Here is a 15,472-nt window from a genome sequence, read left to right on the forward strand (position 1 = left end):
GACAGGTCTGCTTTACTGGGCCCATGACCACGACGAGCAGCCGCACCCTTGCGACCGAGGCGATCACGACGCCCGGTGCTCGTTGTATGTGTCGAATGTGCGCCTTCTGAGGGCCCCTCCCGCACGCCTCGCGCCCCGAAGCGAGCACCGGCCGCCGCCGCCCGCGCCGCATCCCCGCGACCCCGTCGCCCCCGATGCCCGCCACCGGCCGCCGCCCGCACCGCGACCGACCCGAGACACCTTTTCCTCCCGGTTTCGCCGCGTTCGCGTCCCCCAGATGTTTGCCCCGTGCCCGGCGCCCGCACCGCCGCGCACTCGACAGCGACGGAAATCCTGTGATCACCACATCGGGCCTCACGAAGGTCTACCCAGCCCGCGGCCGCGAGGTCACCGCCCTCGACGGCGTCGACCTGCACGTCCGCGAGGGCGAGGTCTTCGGCGTCATCGGCCAGAGCGGCGCCGGAAAGTCCTCCCTCATCCGCTGCGTGAACCTGCTGGAGCGCCCCACCGCCGGCACCGTCACCGTCGACGGCGTGGACCTCACCGCCCTCGCCGGTCGCGGCCGCCGCGCCGGCAAGGAACTGCGCGCCGCCCGCAGCCGCATCGGCATGGTCTTCCAGCACTTCAACCTGCTGTCCTCGCGGACCGTGCGGGACAACGTGGAACTCCCGCTGGAGATCCTCGGCGTCTCCGGCCGCGAGCGCACCACCCGCGCCCTGGAACTCCTCGACCTCGTCGGCCTCGCCGACAAGGCCGCCTCCTACCCCGGACAGCTCTCCGGCGGCCAGAAGCAGCGCGTCGGCATCGCCCGCGCCCTGGCCGGCAAGCCCAAGGTGCTCCTCTCCGACGAGGCCACCAGCGCCCTGGACCCCGAGACCACCCGCTCCATCCTCCAGCTGCTGCGCGACCTGAACCGACAGCTCGGCCTCACCGTCCTCCTCATCACGCACGAGATGGACGTGGTCAAGACCGTCTGCGACTCCGCCGCCCTCATGAAGCGCGGCCGGATCGTCGAGTCCGGCACCGTCGCCGAACTGCTGGCCACCCCCGGCAGCGAGCTGGCCGCCGAACTCTTCCCGCTCTCCGGCGGCCCCAGCGGCGAGGCGCACACCGTCGTGGACGTCACCTTCCACGGCGAGACCGCCGGCCGCCCGGTGATCTCCCAGCTCGCCCGCACGTACAACATCGACATCTCGATCCTGGGCGCCGCCATGGACACCGTCGGCGGACGCCAGATCGGCCGGATGCGCATCGAGCTGCCCGGCCGCTACGAGGACAACGTCGTGCCCGTCGGCTTCCTGCGCGAGCAGGGCCTCCAGGTCGACGTCATCGACGCCGACCCCGCCGGCCCCCGCGCCGACCACGAGCCGACCGTCCTCGCCGCGACCCCGGAAGGTGCCAAGTGACCTGGTCCGAGATGCAGCCCCTGCTCAGCCAGGGCACGTACGACACCCTGTACATGGTCCTGTGGGCCACCCTCGTCACCGTCCTGATCGGCCTGCCGCTCGGTGTCCTCCTCGTCCTCACCGACAAGGGCGGACTGCTGCAGAACCGGGCGGTCAACAAGATCGTCGGCGTGATCGTGAACATCGGCCGCTCGCTGCCGTTCATCGTGCTGCTGATCGCCCTGATCCCGGTCACCACGGCCATCGTCGGCACCTTCATCGGCCCCACGGCCATGATCGTGCCCCTCGCCATCGGCGCCATCCCCTTCTTCGCCCGGCTCGTCGAGACCGCCGTCCGCGAGGTGGACCACGGACTGGTCGAGGCCGTCGAATCCATGGGCGGCGGCGTCCCCACCCTGGTCTGGAAGGTGCTGCTCCCGCAGTCCCTGCCCTCGCTCCTCGCCGCGGGCACCACCACCGTGATCACCCTGGTCGCCTACTCGGCCCTGGCCGGCGCGGTCGGCGGCGAGGGCCTGGGCTCCATGGCCATCACCTACGGCTACCAGCGCTTCGAGACCGGCTTCATGCTCGCCACCGTCGTCGTGCTGATCGTCCTGGTCACCCTCGTCCAGCTCCTCGGCGACCTCGCCGTCCGCCTCCTCGCCCGCCGGGGCCGCACCGCCTGAGCCCCACCGGCACCGCGAACCACCGGCGCCCCAGACCACCCGCACCACCTCTGCCACGGGGTCACCACCCCGCACAGCCCGCACTTGTCGTGCTCGGGCCTGAAAAGAACGGGCCACCGCCCGATCGGAACGAAAGGCACTCTTCGTGCGCAAGAACACCAAGCTCACCGCCCTGGCCGCCACGACCGCCGCCCTGGCGCTGGGACTCACCGCCTGCGGCAGCTCCTCCGACCCGGCCTCCGCCGGCTCGGACACCGCGGGCAAGAAGGACGACACCAAGGCCCTCGTCGTCGCGGCGTCCCCGACCCCGCACGCCGACATCCTGAAGTTCGTCAAGGACAACCTCGCCGAGAAGGCCGGCCTCAAGCTGGAGGTGAAGGAGTTCACCGACTACGTCCTGCCCAACACCGCCACCGAGCAGGGCCAGGTCGACGCGAACTACTTCCAGCACAAGCCGTACCTCGACGACTTCAACAAGAAGAACAACACCCACATCGTCCCGGTGGTCAACGTCCACCTGGAGCCCCTGGGCCTGTATTCCAAGAAGGTCAAGTCCCTCGCCGACATCAAGGCCGGACAGACCGTCGCCGTCCCCAACGACACCACCAACGAGGGCCGCGCCCTCCAGCTCCTCGCCGCGAACAACCTCATCACCCTGAAGGAAGGCGTCGGCACCAGCGCCAAGCTGTCCGACATCACCGACAAGAAGGGCCTGGAGTTCAAGGAGCTGGAGGCCGCCACCGTCCCGCGCGCCATCAACGACGTGGACGCCGCCGTCATCAACGGCAACTACGCCCTGGAGGCCGACCTCAACCCGGCCAAGGACGCCCTGGCCCTGGAGAAGGCCGAGGGCAACCCCTACGCCAACTTCCTCGCGGTCAAGGACGGCAACCAGAACGACCCGCGGATCCAGAAGCTCGCCAAGCTCCTGAACTCCCCCGAGGTCAAGAAGTTCATCGACGACACCTACAAGGGTTCCGTCATCCCCGCCTTCGGCAAGCCCGTCGCCTGACCGGCGCGCGCCCGGCCCCGCACGCCCACCGGCGTGCGGGGCCGCCCGACGTCCGGCCCCCTCCGGCCGTCCCCCGGACACGCCCGGGGCCCGGACCCCGCGCCCCGACCATGCGCACGGCCGCGTCGATGTTGCATCCTGTGGACCTCATCACCGCCCAGACGCCGACCGGCCGCATGGAGTTGCGCATGACCCCCACCTTCCCGGACGTCACGATCAGCACGGACCGGTTGGTGCTGCGCCCCTTCGAGGCCGCCGACGTCCCCACCCTCACCGAGCTCATGAACGACGAGCTCGTCACGGCCTGGACCGACACCCCGCACCCCTGCACCGCCGCCGACGCCCACGCCTTCGTCACCCTGCGGGCCCCCGCCGCCCGCGCCACCGGCCGCGGCCTCGTCCTCGCCGTCACCGAGTTCCTCACCGGCCGCCTCGTCGGCCTCGTCACCCTCCGCGGCACCGACTGGCGGGTCCGCAGCACCGAGGCCGACGTCGTCACCGCCCCCTGGGCCCGCGGCGAGGGCTACGCCGGCGAGGCCCTCCTCGCCCTCGCCCACTGGCTGTTCACCGCCCGGGGCTTCGAACGCGTCGAACTGCGCACCGCCGCCGAGAACACCGCCGGCCAACAGATCGCCCAGAAGATCGGCGCCATCAGCGAAGGCGTCCTGCGCGGCGCCGGCATGGCCCGCGTGCCCACCGTCGAGGGCGGCTGGAGCGAACTGCGCACCGACCTCATCCTGTGGGGCCTGCTCCCCGAGGACCTCGACGACCCCGACGCCCTCGACACCGACGAGCCCCACGTCGCCTGGGACGAGGCCCCCGCCCCCAAAATCCCCGCCGGCCGCCGCCCGCGCGGCCGCGCCGTGCCCGTCGAACGCGGCTGACCTGCCCGGAACCGGGCCCACCGACCGGTAGTCTCACGACGTGTCGGGCCGGCAGCCGGCCCCCACCCCCCACCAACGAGGAGCGCAGAGGACGATGGCCGACCGGGTCACGGTGATCGGCTGGGACGGATCCCCCCTCGGCCGCGCGGCCCGCTCCGCGCTCGGCGCCGCCACCCTCGTGGCCGGCGCCGGCCACCACCTCGACCTCCCCGAGATCCCCGCCGGCGCCGAACGCGTCCGCCTCGGCAGCCTCGACCTCGCCGCCCGCCGCATCGCCGCCCACCGCGGCACCGCCGTGGTCCTCGCCGACGGCGACCCCGGCTTCTTCGGCCTCGTCCGCACCCTGCGCGCCCCCGAACACGGGCTGGAGGTCGAGGTGGTGCCCGCCGTCTCCGCCGTCGCCGGCGCCTTCGCCCGCGCCGGCATGCCCTGGGACGACGCCCAGGTCGTCGTCGCCGGCCGCCGCACCCTGCGCCGCGCCGTCAACGTCTGCCGCGCCCACCCCAAGGTTGCCGTCCTCACCTCGCCCGGCGCCGGCCCCGCCGAACTCGCCCTGCTCCTCGACGGCGTGCACCGCACCTTCGTCATTTGCGAGGAACTCGGCACCGATCGCGAACAGGTCACCGTCCTCACCTCCGACAAGGCCGCCGACCACACCTGGCGCGACCCCAACGTCGTCATCGTCATCGGCGGCACCCCCACCACCCCCGGCCCCGCCCCGACCGGCGCCCCCACCGGCCCCGCCGCCGGCTGGCTCCTCGGCCAGACCCCCGGCGTCGGCACCGCCGCCACCGGCCGCGGCTGGGCCCGCGCCACCGGCATCCCCGGCGCCGCCGAATCCCCCGAACTCCGCGCCCTCCAACTCGCCCGCCTCGGCCCCCGCACCGGTGACCTGCTGTGGGACATCGGCACCGGCTCCGGCGCCCTCGCCGTCGACGCCGCCGCCCTCGGCGCCGCCGTCATCGCCGTCGACGCCGACGCCCGCGCCTGCGAATGGGTCGACGCCGAGGCCCGCAAGCGCGGCGTCCGCCTCCAGACCGTGCACGGCCGCGCCCCGCACGCCCTCGAATCCCTCCCCGAACCCGACGTGGTCCGGATCGGCGGCGGCGGACCGGAGGTGGTCGAGGCCGTCGTCGAGCGCCGCCCCGAACGGATCGTCACCCACGCCTCCACCCGCGACGCGGCCGAGGAGATCGGACGCACCCTCGTGGAGCACGGGTACGCCGTCGAGTGCGCCCTCCTGCAATCCGTCGGACTCGACCCCCGCACCTGGACCGAACAGGCCCGCTCCGTCGTCTTCTCCCTCTGCGCCGAACGTCCCGCCGCCCGCTGAGGCGCGCCCCCCGACGGGAGTTCGGACCGGCCGGCGGAACAGGTACGGGACCCTCGACCCCCGGTGCCCGGATCACCCGGACATCCCCCCTGTCGGCGGGCCGGGGTAGGCTGGCCGATCGTCGTACCGCCTCCGGACCCGTCCGCGGGGCACCGCGACACCGCGGGGTGCGCGACGTGGCGCAGTCCACAGCCGACCGTGGCGAATCCGGCCGTCGGGTCGGGCGAACGGGCGCGACAATGCATGTGGGTTGCACCCGTCGCCGACCGAGGCGGACACCGGGTGACGAAGGAAGCACAACCGATGGGCGAGGGGTACGCATGACCGACACCGGCCAGGTTCCGGGCGAGGGGCTCCCGGACAACACGGGCACGGTGGACCCGCACGCCGTCCCCGAGCCGATCCCGTCTCAGGTCCCGGGCGGCTACGCCTTCCAGGACCTCGCCGACAACCCCGGCGACGAGGACGAGGTGCTGCTGATGCCCAGCGGCACCGGCCAAGGCGCCTGGAGCGACCCGCAGATCGTCCCGCAGGCCCCCGAGGTCCCCCTCGGCTACCCGACGGACCCCGCCCACCAGCACTACCAGCCCTACCCCGAGGCCGGCTACCCGCAGGCCGGCTACCCCGCCACCCCCGCCCCCGGCACCGGCTGGGTCGACCAGGGCTGGTCCGACACGGCCCACGAGGCCGGCGGCCGCGACTCCGGCTCCCTCGACCTCGGCGGCCTGCACGTGCCGCCGCCCGCCGTCGACCAAGGCGCCCCGCACCTGGCCCCGCACGCGGCGGCGCCGCTGCCGCAGGACGCGCGCCGCGCCCCGCACCTGGCCCCGCCCACCCCCGAGGCCGCCGGCGCCGGCGTGGTCCGCTCCCTGGCCGACCGCGGCCCGGCCGTGGCCCCGCAGCCCCTCGCCGTGCCGCAGCCGGCCGTCGCCCCGCTGTTCGCGGCCCCCGCCGCGCAGCCCGCGCCGGTCGCGCCCGCCGCCGAACCGGAGCCCGGCACCCTGCTCACCGCCGAGGCCCCGGCCGAGACGCCCGGGCAGGCCCCGATCGCGCAGCCCGTAGTCCCGGAGCAGCCCGCGGGTCCCGAATACCTCGACGCGAACGGCCCCGCGCCGGTGTGGCCCGAGCCCGCCCCGCCGTTCGACGAACCCGCGCCGATGGCGGCGGCCGCCGCCGCTGCCGCCGCGCAGGAGGCCCAGGCCGCCCCCGCCGCCGAACCGACCCCGGAGCAGTTCACCCCCGAGCAGGCCGTGGCACGGCACGCGCTCGCCGAGGCCGCCGCCGACGCCCTGGCCGCCGGGCACGCCCCGATCGCACCCGAGGCCGAGCAGTCGCCCGCGACCGCCGCCCCCACCGCCGCAGCCCAGGCCGTCCAGAACCCGGCCGAGCCCGCGCCACTCGCGGAGCCGACCACCGACGCTCCCATCGAAGCCGTCGGCGCCGCGGACGCCACCCCCACCACCGACCCGACGGCTCCCACCACACCGGCCGAAGCCACCGCGGAGCCCGCCCCCGCCGACGCGGTGCCCGCCGGCGCCGCCCCCGCATCCGCAGCGGTCGCGCCCGCCGCGTCCGCCCCGGTCCCCGCCGCAGACCTCGCGTCCACGGACGCCGCCATGGCGTCCGCCGCTCCCGACACCGCACCCCCGGCCGGCGCCACCACGGAGGCCGCCGCTGCCGCCGCAACGGCCGCCGGTGCTCCCGCGTCCGCCGACGCCGCCGTCGGCCCCGCCGCCGACGCCGCCGCAACCGCCGGCCCTGCCGGCGCAGAGGCCGACTCCGCTGCTGCTGCCGCGCCCGCCGCCCGCGTCCCCGCGTCCGCCGGCGCCGCCTCCGCAGCCGCCGTCGACGCCCCCGCGTCCGCCGACGCCCCCGCGTCCGCCGACGCCGCCGCAACCGCCGGACCCGCCGCCGCAGAGGCCGACTCCGCTGCTGCCGCGCCCGCCGCCGGCGTCCCCGCGTCCGCCGACGCCGCCTCCGCAGCCGCCGCTGGCGTCCCCGCGTCCGCCGACGCCGTCGCAACCGCCGCCGACCTCACGTCGGCCGACGCGTCCGTCGCGCCCACCGGCGCCGACACCGTGCCCGCCGACGCCGCCGCCGTGGCGCCTGCCAACGCGGAGGCCGCCGTTGCCGCCGTCGGCGTTGCCGCGTCGACCGACGCGGCCCTCGTGCCGGGCGGTGCCGACGGCGCGCTCGCCGCTGACGCCGTCCCGGCGCCTGCCACTGCCGACCCCGCGTCGGCCGCTGCGGCCGACGCGCCCGCCGACACCGACAGCGCGCTCGCCGCTGACGCTGCCGTAGCGGCTGCCAACGCTGAGGCCGCCGTTGCTGCCGCGCCCGCCACCGGCGTCCCCGCGTCGCCCGACGCGGTCGTCGCACCCGCCGGTGCCGATACCGTGCCCCCCGCCGACGCCGCCGGACCTGCCGCCGCAGAGGCCGCGCCCGTCGTCGACCCCGCGTCCGCCGACGTGGAGGGCGCCGACGCCGCCGCCGGGGTTCCCGGGTCGGCCGACGCGTCCGTCGCGCCCGCCGGTGCCGACACCGTGCCCGCGACCGAGGCCGTCGCGCCCGCCGCCGCAGCGGCCGTGGACGCCGACGCCGCGCCCGTCGCGGGCCTCGCGTCCGCCGAATCGGAGGGTGCCGCCGGCGCCGGCGTGCCCGCCGCCGACCTCGCGTCGGCCGACGCGTCCGTCGCGCCCGCCGGTGCCGACACCGGGCCCGCCACCGAGGGCGTCGCGCCCGCCGCCACAGAGGCGGCACCTGCCGACGCCGCGACCGTCGAGCCGGCCGACGGCCTCACCGTCACCAACCCCACGTCCGCCGACGGGTCCGCGCCGGCCGGTGCCCTTGCCGCCGCGGACGCGGCAGCCGTCGACGCCGGCACCGCGGCAGCGGACGCCGTGCCCGCCGCCGAGGCGCCCGCACCGGTCGACCCCGCGTCCGCCGAGGCCGCGCCGTCCGACGCCACCGCCGCGCCCAACGTCGCGCCCGCCGCCGAGGCGCCGGCCGAGGGCCTCGTCGCCGACGCCGCGCCGACCGGGGAGCCCGCGCTCGCGGCCGGCCCCGCCGCGCCGGGGAACCCGGCCGAGTCGGCGTCCGCCGACGCCGACCCCGCCGTCACGCCCGCCGCCGAGGCGCTCGTCGAGGACGAGCCCCGCCCCGCCCCGGCCCCCGGCTACGCCGACGCCGAGCGCGAGGCCGTGCTGCGCGTGATGCGCGAACGCCGCGACATCCGCAACGGCTTCCGCACCGACCCGATCCCGCACGAGGTGCTGCTGCGCGTGCTGGAGGCGGCCCACACCGCCCCCAGCGTCGGCCACTCCCAGCCCTGGGACTTCGTGGTCATCCGGTCCGCCGAGACCCGCCGCACCATGCACGAACTGGCCGAACGCCAGCGCGAGGCATACGCCAAGTCCCTCCCCAAGGGCCGCGCCAAGCAGTTCAAGGAACTGAAGATCGAGGCCATCCTCGAAACCCCGGTCAACATCGTGGTGACCGCCGACCCCACCCGCGGCGGCCGGCACACCCTCGGCCGGCACACCCAGCCGCAGATGGCCCCCTACTCCTCCGCCCTCGCGGTCGAGAACCTGTGGCTCGCCGCCCGCGCCGAGGGCCTCGGCGTCGGCTGGGTCAGCTTCTTCGACGAGCGCGAGATGGTCCGCGCCCTCGGCCTGCCCGAGCACCTGGAGGTCGTGGCCTACCTCTGCGTCGGCTACGTGGACGAGTTCCCCGACGAGCCCGAGCTGGCCCAGGCCGGCTGGTCCAAGCGCCGCCCGCTCTCCTGGGTCGTGCACGAGGAGACCTACGGCCGCCGCGCCCTGCCCGGCGAGGAGCCGCACGACCTGTTCGCCGAGACCGTCGCGAGCATCCGCCCCCTCGACGCCAAGGCCCTCGGCGAGGCGTGGGAGCGGCAGAAGCGGATGACCAAGCCGGCCGGCGCCCTCGGCATGCTGGAGATCATCTCCGCGCAGCTCGCCGGCCTGTCCCGGGTCTGCCCGCCGCCGATCCCCGAGCCCGCCGCCGTCGCCATCTTCGCCGGCGACCACGGCGTGCACGCCCAGGGGGTCACCCCCTGGCCGCAGGAGGTCACCTCGCAGATGGTCGCCAACTTCCTGGGCGGCGGCGCGGTCTGCAACGCGTTCGCCAACCAGGTGGGCGCCGAGGTCTGCGTCATCGACGTCGGCGTCGCCGGCGAACTGCAGCCGAGCCCCGGCCTGCTGCCCCGCAAGGTCCGCCCCGGCACCGCCGACTTCACCACCGGCCCCGCCATGACCCACGACGAGGCCATCGCCGCGATCGAGGTGGGCATCGAGACCGCCCGCGACCTCGTGGCCGCCGGCAACAAGGCCCTCCTCACCGGCGAGATGGGCATCGCCAACACCACCGTCTCGGCCGCCCTCATCTCGGTGTTCACCGACACCGACCCGGTCGAGGTCACCGGCCGCGGCACCGGCATCAACGACGAGACCCACGCCCGCAAGGTGGACGTGGTCCGCCGCGCGCTGGACCTGCACCGGCCCGACGCGAACGACCCGCTAGGCGTCCTCGCCGCCCTCGGCGGCCTGGAGCACGCGGCCATGGTCGGCCTGATCCTCGGCGGCGCGGCCCTGCGCACCCCCGTCATCCTCGACGGGGTCAGCGCCGGGGCCGCCGCCCTCGTGGCCCGGGCCATCGCCCCCGAGGCGCTGTCGGCCTGCATCGCCGGCCACCGCAGCGCCGAACCGGGCCACGTCGCGGCCCTGAACACCCTGGGCCTGCGCCCGCTCGTCGACCTCGACCTGCGGCTCGGCGAGGGCACCGGCGCCCTCCTCGCCCTGCCCCTGGTGCAGAGCGCGGCCCGCGCCATGCACGAGGTCGCGACCTTCGACGCGGCCGGGGTCACCGAGAAGTGAGCACGCGGTCGGGCCCGCCCCCCTCGGGAGGCGGGCCCGACCCGTACCCGCCCCCGGGCCCGCGGAACGACGTTCACGCACGTCACCGGGGCCCTTCCGGTCCGGGCCCGGGCGCGCGCCCGCCCCGGTGCGCCGTATCGTGGAGCCGAACAACCGCACACCCGAACGGGCGCCGCGTCCCCGCGCGGTCGGCCCGGCCACGCCGCTCCGACGCAGCAGCGGCACATACGCGCCCCAGCCGCCCCAGCCGTCCCAGGAGCCCCACAGCCATGACCCACCCCGCCTACCCCGTAGGACTCCGCCTGACCGGCCGTCGCGTCGTCGTCGTCGGTGGCGGGCAGGTCGCCCAGCGCCGGCTTCCCGCGCTCATCGCGGCCGGCGCGGACGTCCTGCTGATCTCCCCGTCCGCCACGCCCTCCGTGGACGCCATGGCCGAGACCGGCGAGATCCGCTGGGAGCGCCGCCGCTACGCGGACGGGGACCTGGCCGGCGCCTGGTACGCGCTGATCGCCACGCAGAACCGCGAGGCCAACGAGCTGGCCTCGGCCGAGGCCGAGCGCGAGCGGGTCTGGTGCGTGCGCGCCGACGACGCCTCCGCCGCCACCGCCTGGACCCCGGCCACCGGCCGCGTCGACGGGGTCACCGTGGCAGTGCTCACCGGCAACGACCCGCGCCGCTCCGCCGCCGTCCGCGACGCCGTGGTCGAGGGCCTGCGCGACGGCTCGCTGACCGCCCCCGCCCACCGGACCCGGCCCCGCACCCCCGGCGCCCCCCGGGTGGCCCTCGTCGGCGGCGGCCCCGGCGACCCCGACCTGATCACCGTGCGCGGCCGCCGGCTGCTCGCCGAGGCCGACGTGGTCATCGCCGACCGCCTCGGCCCCCGCGACCTGCTCGACGAGCTGCCCCCGCACGTCGAGGTCATCGACGCCGCGAAGATCCCCTACGGCCGGTTCATGGCCCAGGAGGCCATCAACAACGCGCTGATCGAGCACGCCAAGGCCGGTCGCGCCGTGGTCCGCCTCAAGGGCGGCGACCCGTACGTGTTCGGGCGCGGCATGGAGGAGCTCCAGGCCCTCGCCGAGGCCGGCATCGCCTGCACCGTCGTGCCCGGCATCTCCAGCTCCATCTCGGTCCCCTCGGCCGCCGGCATCCCGGTCACCCACCGGGGCGTCGCCCACGAGTTCACGGTCATCAGCGGCCACGTGGCCCCCGAGGACCCGCGCTCCCTGGTGGACTGGGCCGCCCTGGCCCGGCTCACCGGCACCCTCGTCATCCTCATGGGCGTGGACAAGATCGGCGCGATCGCCGAGGCCCTGGTGCGCCACGGCAAGTCCCCCGACACCCCCGTCGCGGTGGTCCAGGAGGGCACCACGGCCGCCCAGCGCCGGGTCGACGCGACCCTGGCCACGGTCGGCCACACGGTCCGCGCCCAGGAGGTGCGCCCCCCGGCGGTCATCGTGATCGGAGATGTCGTGAAGGTCGGCCTTCCCCTCTGACCGCCCCGTTCCCCCTTCCCGACGGACAAGGCAGTATCACCCTGTGGCCGATCTCATCACCATCGAGGACCCGAACGACCCGCGCCTGCGCGACTACACGGGCCTGACCGACGTCGAACTGCGCCGCCGGCGCGAACCCGCCGAGGGACTGTTCATCGCCGAGGGCGAGAAGGTCATCAGACGCGCCAAGGGCGCGGGCTACGAGATGCGCTCCATGCTGCTCTCCGCCAAGTGGGTGGACGTCATGCGCGACGTCATCGACGAACTGCCCGCGCCGGTCTACGCGGTCACCCCCGAGCTCGCGGAGCGGGTCACCGGCTACCACGTGCACCGGGGGGCCCTCGCCTCCATGCAGCGCAAGGCCCTGCCCACGGCCGAGGAGCTGCTCGTGGACGCCCGCCGCGTGGTGGTCATGGAGTCCGTCAACGACCACACCAACATCGGCGCCATCTTCCGCAGCGCCGCCGCCCTCGGCATGGACGCCGTGCTGCTCTCCCCGGACTGCGCCGACCCGCTCTACCGGCGTTCGGTGAAGGTCTCCATGGGCGCGGTCTTCTCCGTGCCCTACGCGCGGCTGGAGGCGTGGCCCAAGGGCCTGGACTCGGTGCGGGAGGCCGGTTTCAAGCTGCTGGCCCTGACCCCGCACCAGAAGGCGTCCGCCATCGACGCGGTGGCCCCGCACACCCTGGACCGGGTCGCGCTGATGCTCGGCGCCGAGGGCGACGGGCTGTCCACGCAGGCCCTCGTGGCCGCCGACGAATGGGTCCGCATCCCGATGGCGCACGGGGTGGACTCGCTCAACGTCGGGGCGGCCGCCGCCGTCGCCTTCTACGCGGTCGCCGGACCCGGCCCCGCGCACTGACGGCGCCCCGCACACGCGAACGGGCCCGGCAGCCCCTCCCAGGGGGCTGCCGGGCCGTTCGCGTGCGCGGGGGAGGGCTCAGAACTGCTGGGCGAGCCAGATGCCGGCGGCGACCAGCAGGGTCACCACCACGAACACGAAGATCCGCTGCCGCAGCAGGCGCGGATCGGCGGGCCGGCCCGGTCGCCGACCGGCCGACGTGGGACGCCCGGCGGGCCGCTTGCCCCGGGCCTCGTCCGCCGGCCGCCGCCCCGTGCCGCCCCGCGCGCCCGGGGGACGCCCCGGAGCGCCGGTGGGCCGGGCGCCGGTGCCCCGGGCGCCGGCCGCGGTGCCCGATCCGGTCCGCTCGGACCGGCCGCCCTCGGTGCGGCGCTCCGGCCCCGGCCCGAGCCGGGTCTCGGCGAGCGGGCCCGTGGGCCGGTCCGCCGTGCGCGGCCGGGGCGGGGCGGAGCGCACCTCGGACAGGCCCTGGGCCTCGCGCGCCGCGATCTCCTTCAACCGCATCGACAACTGCAGGGTGCTCGGCCGGTCCTCGGGGTCCTTGGCCAGACAGGCGGCGATCAGCGGGGCCAGCGCGTCCGGCACCCCCTGCAACTGCGCCTCCTCGTGCACCACGCGGTACAGCATCACCTCGGAGCTGCCGTGCCCGAAGGGGGAGTCCCCGGTGGCCGCGTAGGACAGGGTCGCGCCCAGCGAGAACACGTCGGTGGCCGGGGTCACCAGGGCCCCGCGCACCTGCTCGGGGGCGAGGAAGCCGGGGGAGCCCACGGCCGTGCCCACGTGGGTCAGGGTGGAGGCCCCGGTGGCCCAGGCGATGCCGAAGTCGATGATCCGGGGGCCCTTGGGGGAGAGCAGGATGTTCGAGGGCTTGAGGTCCCGGTGCACGACCCCGGCCTCGTGCACGGCCACCAGGCCCTCCGAGAGGGCGGCGCCCACGGCCGCGATCTGAGCCGCCGTCAGTGGACCCTCCTCGGCCACCTTGTCGTGCAGGGAGGGCCCGGGCACGTACTGGGTCGCGAACCAGGGCCGCTCGGCCTCCAGGTCCGCCGCCACCAGCCGCGCCGTGCACCCGCCCCGGATCCGCCGGGCCGCCGACACCTCGCGCGCGAACCGGGAGCGGAACTCCTGGTCCTCGGCGAGATCGGGCCGGATCACCTTGAGCGCCACGCGCTGCCCGCGCCGGTCCGAACCCAGGTACACCACGCCCATGCCGCCGGCCCCCAGCCGTCGGTGCAACCTGAACGTCCCGACGACACGCGGGTCCTCGCGCCGGAGCCGCATCATCGCCATGTCCACCCCGCCGGCCGTCCGTCCACTCTTGACGTGGCACAGCTTACGGACGATCCGGCACGCGCGCTCAGAGGCCGGGCCCTCGCCGCGACATTCGATTGTCAGTGCGGGGTGGGACACTTGAGGGGTACTCAGGAACGGTCGGGACAACCCGGCCGAACCCGACTTCGGGAGTCAACGCACGTCTGTCGAAGGGGGATTGACCATGAAGGGCGACAGGGTCGAGATCGTCGTGGACGCGGGGGACACGACACGGACGTACGAGGTGGTGGCCACCCGCGCGGGCCGCCGGGTGGAGACCGCCGTCCGCCGGGGAGTGGTCGAAGTGAGCGAAGTCACGAGGACCGGACAGGTGGTCCGGACCGCCCGTTTCATGGCGGCCAGGGTCCTCGCGCTGGTGGAGGAGCCGGTACCGGGGGATCCCCTGGGGGATGACCCCCAGGCCGCGTGAGGGATCTCCACCCAGGGGAGTACGCGGGAGGGGCCCGTGTCATCCTCCGGGAGGCGTCCAGGTCGATACGCGGGCATGACGCCCGGGGCGCCGCGCGCTCCTAGTCTTGAATCAAGCGGCGGGTGGTCACACTCGTCCCCCGAGGTCACACACCCGCCGCTGTTTTCCAAGACGACAGGGAGAGGTCCCATGGCCGACACGGCACGGCGGGCGCGCAAGGGTTTCGGGTTCCACACCCACGACTCCGGCACGCGTCATCCGGCGGTGGCCGCCGCCATGGTCCTCCCCCTGGCCGCGCTCCTGCTCTTCCTCTTCGGAGGCTTCGACCAGGTCGCGGCGCAGGCGTCGTCCGTGGGAGCCATGCTGGGGCGCTGAGCGGCGCCCCGGATCCGGGAGAGCGGCCCGGATCGGGACAGGGCTCCCGTCAACCCCGTGGGGACGGGGGTGCGGCGGACGACAGGTGAAGGGTGTTGTCGGCACGGCTGGGGAGTCGTGTCGACAACACCCTTCTTCGCGTGCCGTCCCGGAGCGTGCCGTCCTGGACGGGAAACGCCACAGGGCCCGACCGTCGAGACGGTCGGGCCCTGTCGGATCCGGTGCGCGATACTGGGATTGAACCAGTGACCTCTTCCGTGTCAGGGAAGCGCTCTCCCGCTGAGCTAATCGCGCGGGTCGATCCACGAGGGATCAAGGTACTGCGTGCGCGATACTGGGATTGAACCAGTGACCTCTTCCGTGTCAGGGAAGCGCTCTCCCGCTGAGCTAATCGCGCGGGGGATCCGAGGATCCGGGACCCGAGGGTCCAGTGGACGATACTGGGATTGAACCAGTGACCTCTTCCGTGTCAGGGAAGCGCTCTCCCGCTGAGCTAATCGTCCTTGGAGGTGGAGACGGGATTTGAACCCGTGTACACGGCTTTGCAGGCCGTTGCCTCGCCTCTCGGCCACTCCACCATGGAGCTGTAGGGGTTCGGGAAGATCCCCCACTTCGAGCGGACGACGAGATTCGAACTCGCGACCCTCACCTTGGCAAGGTGATGCTCTACCAGCTGAGCCACGTCCGCATGCCGCCGTTTTGCTTGGGGTTTTTTTCCTTCGCTCCCCGGCGACGTGTTGAACTCTAGCGGATTTCAGGGCCAGCTCAAAAACGCGTTTCCGCAGCGTGCTGCCACCCCGTCTCCG

At 75.1% G+C, this 15,472-nt stretch carries 11 protein-coding genes and 5 tRNA genes; 10 read left to right on the forward strand and 6 right to left on the reverse strand.

Annotation, left to right across the window (positions count from 1 at the left end):
- Positions 1-335 precede the first annotated feature (335 nt).
- The 8 genes from ACN20G_RS22725 to ACN20G_RS22760 all read left to right on the forward strand — a co-directional run bounded on the left by ACN20G_RS22725 (position 336) and on the right by ACN20G_RS22760 (position 12,550).
- Complete coding sequence (locus tag ACN20G_RS22725; protein WP_424214657.1) at positions 336-1,406, forward strand: methionine ABC transporter ATP-binding protein; 1,071 nt, start codon at positions 336-338, stop codon at positions 1,404-1,406.
- The gene (locus ACN20G_RS22730; protein WP_424214658.1) at positions 1,403-2,071 is read left to right on the forward strand and encodes a methionine ABC transporter permease; all 669 of its coding nucleotides are present in this window, start codon (positions 1,403-1,405) and stop codon (positions 2,069-2,071) included. The genes ACN20G_RS22725 and ACN20G_RS22730 overlap by 4 nt, the downstream gene beginning before the upstream one ends.
- A gap of 145 nt (positions 2,072-2,216) precedes the next feature.
- Complete coding sequence (locus ACN20G_RS22735; RefSeq protein WP_424214659.1) at positions 2,217-3,083, forward strand: MetQ/NlpA family ABC transporter substrate-binding protein; 867 nt, start codon at positions 2,217-2,219, stop codon at positions 3,081-3,083.
- A 176-nt stretch (positions 3,084-3,259) separates the two neighbouring features.
- Complete coding sequence (locus ACN20G_RS22740) at positions 3,260-3,967, forward strand: GNAT family N-acetyltransferase (RefSeq protein ID WP_424215643.1); 708 nt, start codon at positions 3,260-3,262, stop codon at positions 3,965-3,967.
- A gap of 94 nt (positions 3,968-4,061) precedes the next feature.
- On the forward strand, positions 4,062-5,300 hold the full coding sequence (cbiE, locus tag ACN20G_RS22745) for a precorrin-6y C5,15-methyltransferase (decarboxylating) subunit CbiE (RefSeq protein WP_424214660.1): 1,239 nt from the start codon (positions 4,062-4,064) through the stop codon (positions 5,298-5,300).
- Between the two features lie 320 nt (positions 5,301-5,620).
- Positions 5,621-10,192 (forward strand): nicotinate-nucleotide--dimethylbenzimidazole phosphoribosyltransferase, encoded by a 4,572-nt coding sequence (gene cobT / locus ACN20G_RS22750; RefSeq protein ID WP_424214661.1) that lies wholly within the window; start codon positions 5,621-5,623, stop codon positions 10,190-10,192.
- A gap of 269 nt (positions 10,193-10,461) precedes the next feature.
- The gene (gene cobA / locus ACN20G_RS22755) at positions 10,462-11,688 is read left to right on the forward strand and encodes a uroporphyrinogen-III C-methyltransferase (RefSeq protein ID WP_424214662.1); all 1,227 of its coding nucleotides are present in this window, start codon (positions 10,462-10,464) and stop codon (positions 11,686-11,688) included.
- A 43-nt stretch (positions 11,689-11,731) separates the two neighbouring features.
- The gene (locus ACN20G_RS22760) at positions 11,732-12,550 is read left to right on the forward strand and encodes a TrmH family RNA methyltransferase (protein WP_424214663.1); all 819 of its coding nucleotides are present in this window, start codon (positions 11,732-11,734) and stop codon (positions 12,548-12,550) included.
- Positions 12,551-12,628: 78 nt separating this feature from the next.
- Here the strand turns inward: ACN20G_RS22760 and ACN20G_RS22765 are convergent, their stop codons facing one another.
- The gene (locus ACN20G_RS22765) at positions 12,629-13,846 is read right to left on the reverse strand and encodes a protein kinase domain-containing protein (protein WP_424214664.1); all 1,218 of its coding nucleotides are present in this window, start codon (positions 13,844-13,846) and stop codon (positions 12,629-12,631) included.
- Between the two features lie 199 nt (positions 13,847-14,045).
- On the opposite strand from ACN20G_RS22765, the gene ACN20G_RS22770 reads away from it, so the two are divergent.
- Entirely contained in the window at positions 14,046-14,291 is a 246-nt protein-coding gene (locus tag ACN20G_RS22770; protein WP_424214665.1) for a hypothetical protein, read from the forward strand.
- Between the two features lie 189 nt (positions 14,292-14,480).
- Complete coding sequence (locus ACN20G_RS22775) at positions 14,481-14,666, forward strand: hypothetical protein (RefSeq protein ID WP_424214666.1); 186 nt, start codon at positions 14,481-14,483, stop codon at positions 14,664-14,666.
- A gap of 222 nt (positions 14,667-14,888) precedes the next feature.
- Here ACN20G_RS22775 and ACN20G_RS22780 read toward each other — a convergent pair.
- The 5 genes from ACN20G_RS22780 to ACN20G_RS22800 all read right to left on the reverse strand — a co-directional run bounded on the left by ACN20G_RS22780 (position 14,889) and on the right by ACN20G_RS22800 (position 15,354).
- Positions 14,889-14,960, reverse strand: a tRNA-Val gene (locus ACN20G_RS22780).
- A gap of 31 nt (positions 14,961-14,991) precedes the next feature.
- Positions 14,992-15,063, reverse strand: a tRNA-Val gene (locus tag ACN20G_RS22785).
- Between the two features lie 34 nt (positions 15,064-15,097).
- Positions 15,098-15,169, reverse strand: a tRNA-Val gene (locus ACN20G_RS22790).
- A 1-nt stretch (position 15,170) separates the two neighbouring features.
- Positions 15,171-15,244 (reverse strand) — tRNA-Cys (locus ACN20G_RS22795).
- A 37-nt stretch (positions 15,245-15,281) separates the two neighbouring features.
- Positions 15,282-15,354: transfer RNA gene (locus ACN20G_RS22800), tRNA-Gly, on the reverse strand.
- Positions 15,355-15,472: the final 118 nt, after the last annotated feature.

Source organism: Streptomyces dryopteridis (assembly GCF_049606955.1).
GTDB lineage: Bacteria > Actinomycetota > Actinomycetes > Streptomycetales > Streptomycetaceae > Streptomyces.

What these genes read in the sequence shown, in the direction of transcription:
- ACN20G_RS22740 (WP_424215643.1), top strand. Translation starts at nt 3,260, where the DNA reads ATGGAGTTGCGCATGACCCCCACCTTCCCGGACGTCACGATCAGCACG.
- cbiE (WP_424214660.1), top strand. Translation starts at nt 4,062, where the DNA reads ATGGCCGACCGGGTCACGGTGATCGGCTGGGACGGATCCCCCCTCGGC.
- cobT (WP_424214661.1), top strand. Translation starts at nt 5,621, where the DNA reads ATGACCGACACCGGCCAGGTTCCGGGCGAGGGGCTCCCGGACAACACG.
- cobA (WP_424214662.1), top strand. Translation starts at nt 10,462, where the DNA reads ATGACCCACCCCGCCTACCCCGTAGGACTCCGCCTGACCGGCCGTCGC.
- ACN20G_RS22770 (WP_424214665.1), top strand. Translation starts at nt 14,046, where the DNA reads ATGAAGGGCGACAGGGTCGAGATCGTCGTGGACGCGGGGGACACGACA.
- ACN20G_RS22775 (WP_424214666.1), top strand. Translation starts at nt 14,481, where the DNA reads ATGGCCGACACGGCACGGCGGGCGCGCAAGGGTTTCGGGTTCCACACC.